The 3,732-nt window shown below is 25.8% G+C and carries 4 protein-coding genes and 1 pseudogene; 1 reads left to right on the top strand and 4 read right to left on the bottom strand.

The window, feature by feature from the left end; translation table 11 throughout:
* A pseudogene (locus tag AB1Z17_RS03815) lies at positions 1-574 on the top strand (glycosyltransferase family 2 protein); the annotation flags it as partial.
* Here the strand turns inward: AB1Z17_RS03815 and AB1Z17_RS03810 are convergent.
* From AB1Z17_RS03810 to AB1Z17_RS03795, 4 genes are all read right to left on the bottom strand, one after another.
* Entirely contained in the window at positions 571-1,881 is a 1,311-nt protein-coding gene (locus AB1Z17_RS03810; RefSeq protein WP_368050472.1) for a polysaccharide deacetylase family protein, read from the bottom strand. The pseudogene AB1Z17_RS03815 and the gene AB1Z17_RS03810 overlap by 4 nt on opposite strands.
* Positions 1,878-2,990 carry a glycosyltransferase gene (locus AB1Z17_RS03805; RefSeq protein WP_368050471.1) on the bottom strand — a complete coding sequence of 371 codons (1,113 nt, stop codon included), beginning with the start codon at positions 2,988-2,990 and terminating at the stop codon, positions 1,878-1,880. Before AB1Z17_RS03805 ends, AB1Z17_RS03810 begins: the two co-directional genes overlap by 4 nt.
* A gap of 12 nt (positions 2,991-3,002) precedes the next feature.
* Positions 3,003-3,251: a uroporphyrinogen decarboxylase gene (locus AB1Z17_RS03800; RefSeq protein ID WP_368050470.1), complete on the bottom strand. Its 249-nt coding sequence runs from the start codon at positions 3,249-3,251 to the stop codon at positions 3,003-3,005.
* Positions 3,252-3,489: 238 nt separating this feature from the next.
* A partial coding sequence (locus AB1Z17_RS03795) for a serine hydrolase (protein ID WP_368050469.1) occupies positions 3,490-3,732 on the bottom strand: 243 nt, incomplete at its 5' end.

The raw sequence follows: 3,732 nt of genomic DNA, 5'->3' as shown, positions 1-3,732 counted from the left end.
TACTAAGGCATATTGTGGCGGATTGAATTACCAAAAAGAACCACCTAAGAAAGAAAAGACATTAAGATGGGTATATGGAAAAAAACGTGAGGAAATATCTGTTGAACGAAGAAAAAAACATCCATACCAATTTGTTACAGGAGCAAATATTTTAATTTATAAATCAATTTTTAAAACTATTGATTTTAATGAAGCAATAGTTAATTATGGATATGAAGATGTTGTGTTTATTGAAGATTTGAAATCAAATGCTATTGATATTAATCATATTAATAATCCCGTTTTTCATTTAGGAATTGAGAATAGTTTAACTTTTTTGAATAAAACAAAAGAAGGACTTGAAAATTTATATTATTTAAATTCAAAAGATATTATAAAAGGTGAAAAATTAAAAATATTAAGGACTTTTAGAATCGTAAAAGCATTAAGATTGAATTGGCTTATTGTTTTGTTTTTTAATGTTTTTGAAAAATTGTTGGAATATAATTTATTAAATGGTAAACCCACTCTTTTATTATTTGATATTTATAAAATAGGGTTTTTCTGTACTATTTATGAAACTAAAGTTAATTAATTTTTAGCGGCATTTTTAACAAGCATTTCATACACTTTTGTCCAGTCTTTCCATTCATTAATTTCACTTAAAGACGAATTATGCCAAAGCGATACAAATGTTCCATTCACATTTTTAATAACATTAATAATATCCTTTACCTTTTCGGATGCCTGTTCTGGAGTTAAATTTTCATAATGGTTTAAAGTTCCATCCATAATTTGAAAAGGAGTAATTTGTAGACCTTCTTCTTTATTTTTTAGAATATTGAAAAAAGGATATGTATTGCAAATACCAGCTCTAAAACCAACTTTATTTGCGTAACCCATGGTGTAATCGTATTCAATATTATTATTTATGAGCTGTTGGTAGGTGTCTGGATGTTTTAACATTAAATAATGTTGCCTGCTTTTAGTAACCTTTTTATTTATAATTTTTTCAAGCCTATCTTTTTCTAGTTTAATTTTCTGATAATCTATATTAGAAGCGTATGACGGATGGATTCCAATAGTTGTATTTGGAGCTGAAATTAATTGTTTAATTAATTTGGTCAAGGCCTTTTTTTTGTATGAAATATTTTTATCCAATTTAGCATAATCACCTAAATTTAGAAAATATAAGTTTTTTGTATTAAATTGAGTCTGGAGCTTTATTATTTTAGCGTACGTGTTGTAAAGATCTTCATTTTTATAAATATAGTTCCATCTATTTTTTACTTCCGAAAAATTTAGTTGAACCAAAGCTTTTAAAAAACCTCCTGTAAAACGCACAAAACCTTTTCCTTTGTAAGCATACGCAACATCAATATCTATAGAGTTTATAAAGTTGTATTTTAAAATTGTAAAATCTGAATTTGGATACTTTTTAATGATTTCTTTTTTCAATTCTTGTGCCCATATATTAGCTACTGGAATTTCTAAAAAGTTGTTTTTGAAAGCAACAGAATCTTCAGCTTTAAATCGGTTATGATTGTCGAGTTCTGTTGTAAAATATTCTTCGTATCTGCTTGCAATATAAAAAGTACTTGCAAAAATATCGTAATTAAAATCAGCAGCATCAGAAGTTTTAAAATAATAAGGAATCGTATCAATCCAATCTACAGTAATATGTTGTTTTTTTAAGCTTTCTTCAAAAAGAATTGAATGTGGTTTAATGGAGATGCAATTAATTAGTGTGCGATTACTATAATTTATTTTAATCTGATCAGTACAGTTATTAAATGTTTCATAATTTACAATCGAATAATCAACTTTTAAAATATTTTTAAAAATAACATCTAAAGTATAAGTTAATCTATTTGATATGTTTTCACTGTAAACAATTATCATTTTAAATTGTTGTAAATGTTTTTTAAGCTTTCACTTTCGTTTTCCCAATTATAAATATTTGCAGTTTTAGCTAAATTTTGACACCATTTAGAATAAAGTTTTTCATTTTTAAAGATAACAGATATACATGTAGCAATTTCTTTAGGGTTGTGCGTTTCAATTACTTTTCCAATATTGTTGTTTTCTACAATTTCTTTAATAATTTTTCTATTTGAAATAAGTAATGGCGTTCCTGCCTGAATGTAATCAAATATTTTATTAGGTAAACTAAATTCGTAATTTAGGTTTGTATTTTTATCTAAAGATAGCCCAAGATCTGCAATTTGAGTATATCTCATCAATTCTAAATAAGGCATTTTAGGAAGTATAAAAACTTTTTCTTTTAAATTTAAGTCTTTTATTTTGTTTTTTAAAGTACTAATAACATCTCCAGTTCCAATTATGTATAATACACAGTTTTCTAAATACTGCATTGCTTCAACAGCTTCTTCGGCTCCTCTATCTACATTTATTCCAGCACCTTGTAGAATGAGCATCTTTTTGGTTCCTTTTATTTTTTCAGCAAAAGATTCAAGATGTATCTTTTTGTGATAATTGGGAGCTAAATTTCTAATTACGTTTACAGGAATATTATATTTAGTAGTATAAATTTGTGCTATTTCAGAATTTACAGTATAACAATTCTTAATATGTGGAAGTATATTCTTTTCAATTGTCAACCAAAATTTTTGAACAAAAGGTCTGTTAATTAATTCAGGAACTTCAGTAAATAATTCGTGACTATCATACACTAATTTTGATTTAAAAATCTTACTGATTAAAAAGTTAGGCAGCAATGTATCCAAATCATTACTTAATAAAATGTTTTTTTTTGTAAAAAATAATTTAAAGAATAAACGTAAATTATATTCAGCATAAAATAAAAAACCGTGATTAAATAAAAGTTTAAATCGAAACGTATTATAGTTCCTATTTAAGTTTTTGCTGTTTTTAAATTTTCTGCCAATTAGTAAAACTTTAAACCCCATTTCAGATAAAGTATTACAAACTTTATCGACACGTTGGTCTGTTGTTAAATCGTTTGTTACAGAAACAATTATACGTTTCAATTTTAGAGATTTTTAGTTGCCATTATTTAGAGCTTCTTTTCTTTTTTTGGTTAAATAGTAAATATTTGCCATTAAAATAAAAGCATTGGTTATAATAATTGGCCAAGATATAGCTAACATAATTCCGTAAATTACAAATAATATGGCACCTATGGAGTTTATAATGCGTAGCGTTGAAAGATTTTTCATTAAAAAAGAAATAATTAACGCCAGAGAAGCTATATAACCAACCCATTCTGTATATGAAATGTTAAAAAGCATGTTTTTCTATTTTAGAAGTGCAAATATATATATAAAGAAAGGAGTTTTTGTTTAAAAAGTGAGGTTTATAAAAAAAGAAACCTCACTCAAAAATGAGTGAGGAAAATTGCTATGAAAAAGATTGATAAGTCTTTCGACATATCAAGTACAAATATACAAATAAATTTATATATAATCCGTATTATTTGTTAAAAATTTCTTAAATAATTTTAAGTCAAATTTTAATTTAAATATTGGTTTATTTTTTTAGTATTGCTTCGTAAATTAAGTTATGAATTTCAGAACGTATGTCTTTTTCTCCAAGTTTATTATTACTCATAATTGGGTATACTCTGTTAGATAAAAATACATATAAAATGCCATTGTCTGGATCTGCCCAAGCAAAGGTTCCTGTAAAACCACTGTGCCCAAAACTGTTTGCAGAAGCGTATTTGCTACTTGCTTTAATTTCAGGGTCTAAGCTAGGTTTGTCAAATCCAAG

The organism is Lutibacter sp., from assembly GCF_040883305.1.
Classification (GTDB): domain Bacteria; phylum Bacteroidota; class Bacteroidia; order Flavobacteriales; family Flavobacteriaceae; genus Lutibacter.
The sequence above is the reverse complement of the archived record's forward strand: the minus strand, read 5'-3'. Positions and strand labels throughout refer to the sequence as shown.

What these genes read in the sequence shown, in the direction of transcription:
- AB1Z17_RS03810 (WP_368050472.1), bottom strand. Translation starts at nt 1,881, where the DNA reads ATGATAATTGTTTACAGTGAAAACATATCAAATAGATTAACTTATACT.
- AB1Z17_RS03800 (WP_368050470.1), bottom strand. Translation starts at nt 3,251, where the DNA reads ATGCTTTTTAACATTTCATATACAGAATGGGTTGGTTATATAGCTTCT.